Genomic DNA, 2,201 nt, shown 5'->3' on the forward strand with positions numbered 1-2,201 from the left:
TTTTTAAAAATGTTCCGCATAATAGAATAACTTTATTTACTTAACCGATTAAGTAACAAAGGCTATCATATGGAAAATGTCACCATCAGGATGCTTGCGGAAAGGCTGCAGTTATCTACCGCTACTATTTCCAAAGCGTTGAATAACAGCCATGAAATCAGCGGGGAAACCAAGCAGCGGGTGTTGGCACTGGCCGCTGAACTCAACTATGTGCCTAATCCTTATGCCAGCAGCCTGAGAAAAAAATCCAGTCATACCATTGCAGTCGTCATTCCGGAGGTAGCCGACAGCTTTTTCGCCGAAGCCATTAACGGCATCGAATGGGTAGCCCAGGAAAAGGGATACCACGTACTGATTTACCTTACCCATGAAAATTTCGGGAAAGAACAGGCGATTCTGAAAGACTTTCAGAGCGGGCGGGTAGACGGTATACTGATTTCCGTTACCACAGAAACAGCTGCCACCCAACATGGACTGGAGCAACTGGTCAAAGAAATACCCATCGTTTTTTTTGACCGGGTATGTGAAAGTGTAACCGCTGCCAAAATCACTACCGACGATGCTACTGCTGCCTATAAAGCTACCTCCCACCTGATTGCCGGCGGATGCCGGCATATTGGACTCTTATCTGTTTCCAGGCACCTTTCTATCAGCAATCGGCGCGCAGAAGGCTTTCAGCAGGCATTGGCCGATCATCAGCTTCCGGTAAACAGCTCGTCCATCACCTATTGCTCCAACGATCCGGTGGCCACGCATCAACTGCTTAAAAAAGTATTCCGCGAACAACATTACGATGGCATCATTGCCACCACGGAGAAACTGGCTACCGCTGTTTACGAAGTATGCGAAGATTTACAACTGCGCATCCCGCAGGATCTGCAGGTAATTGGGTTCTCCAATCTCTCTACTGCCAGGTTCCTGAACCCATCACTCACCACCATTTCCCAGCCCGCCTTTGATATGGGAAAAGCCGCGGCAGCACTGCTATTCAAGGCATTAAAAAACAGCAGCTTTGCATTGCAGGAACAACAACAGGTCATTCCTTCTTCGCTGATCATCAGAAATTCCACCACTGCGACTTGATAAAAAACATACAATTAAACTTAAATAAGTTGCTGTTATTTTGCATCTTAGCGCCCACAATACCGAAAATAGTATATCCCTTACCGTTACTTGAAATGAAAAAGACTGTCATGTTCGGCAAATTAATACGCTGGCCTAACCTCGTATTTATACTGCTTACGCAATCCCTCCTGCAATACTGTGTCCTGATGCCTGGCTTTGTGCAATCGGATCATCACCGGCCCTTATCACTCCCTTGCTTTTTGCTGATCGTTTTTTCTTACGTTGCCCTGGCAGCAGCAGGATATATCATCAATGATTATTTCGATCTGCAGATCGACCAGGTAAATAAGCCTGAGCGGGTGTTCATCTCACTTAATGGTATCTCCAAACAACAAGCCCTTGTGAGTTATTGGGCGCTCAATTTACTGGCCATAGCAGCCAGCATATATGTGGATATAAAAACAAATGCCCGGATGGCCGGCATCAGCGCGGCGATTTGTGCCGGGTTGCTGTATTACTATTCCCTCTCACTAAAAAAGCGGTTACTGCTGGGTAACATCCTGGTGGCGGCCATCACCGCCTGGTCCATCATGGTGCTTATTTGCCTGCAGGGCATTCAATGGCCCTTCTTTTCAGATAATTTCCACCTGGAAAGAATGACCCAGTGTACGTTTTTATATACCCTCTTTGCGTTTATCATCTCCCTGGTAAGGGAAATTGTAAAAGATATGGAAGATGTACCCGGCGATATACAATATGGCTGTTATTCGATGCCGATTGCCTGGGGAATCCCCGCGGCCAGGGTGTTTGCCATCGGCTGCCTGACGGTGCTGCTGATGATGCTGCTCATTACAGGCATTCACTTAGGAGCCTCGTTATCGTGGGTGTTCCGGCTTTATTGTGGCGTGTTTATTTTACTGCCGCTGCTGCATATCAGTCATCAACTGCTAAAAGCTGATACCACGGCGGATTTCCGAAGGCTTAGTCAACAAATAAAAGGCGTAATGCTTACCGGCATTCTTTCTATGGTGTTTTTTCTATTCTAAACAACAGCTGTCCATGGCCTGGCATGTTGATAAACAAGGCGGATACAATACCATAAATTCCCGGGCTTTTCCATGTCTACAATCAGCGCC

2 protein-coding genes are annotated in these 2,201 nt (G+C 46.6%); both read left to right on the plus strand.

What is annotated here, in order from left to right:
- Positions 1-69 precede the first annotated feature (69 nt).
- Positions 70-1,083 (plus strand): LacI family DNA-binding transcriptional regulator, encoded by a 1,014-nt coding sequence (locus VIP81_RS32130; protein ID WP_331971874.1) that lies wholly within the window; start codon positions 70-72, stop codon positions 1,081-1,083.
- Between the two features lie 110 nt (positions 1,084-1,193).
- Positions 1,194-2,111, plus strand: coding sequence for a geranylgeranylglycerol-phosphate geranylgeranyltransferase (locus VIP81_RS32135; protein WP_331971877.1), 918 nt, complete (start codon positions 1,194-1,196; stop codon positions 2,109-2,111).
- Positions 2,112-2,201: the final 90 nt, after the last annotated feature.

It is taken from the genome of Chitinophaga sp. (assembly GCF_036566945.1).
Classification (GTDB): domain Bacteria; phylum Bacteroidota; class Bacteroidia; order Chitinophagales; family Chitinophagaceae; genus Chitinophaga.

Bases quoted from the DNA above. Each gene is read 5' to 3' on its own strand.
- VIP81_RS32130 (WP_331971874.1), top strand. From the start codon at position 70: ATGGAAAATGTCACCATCAGGATGCTTGCGGAAAGGCTGCAGTTATCT.
- VIP81_RS32135 (WP_331971877.1), top strand. From the start codon at position 1,194: ATGTTCGGCAAATTAATACGCTGGCCTAACCTCGTATTTATACTGCTT.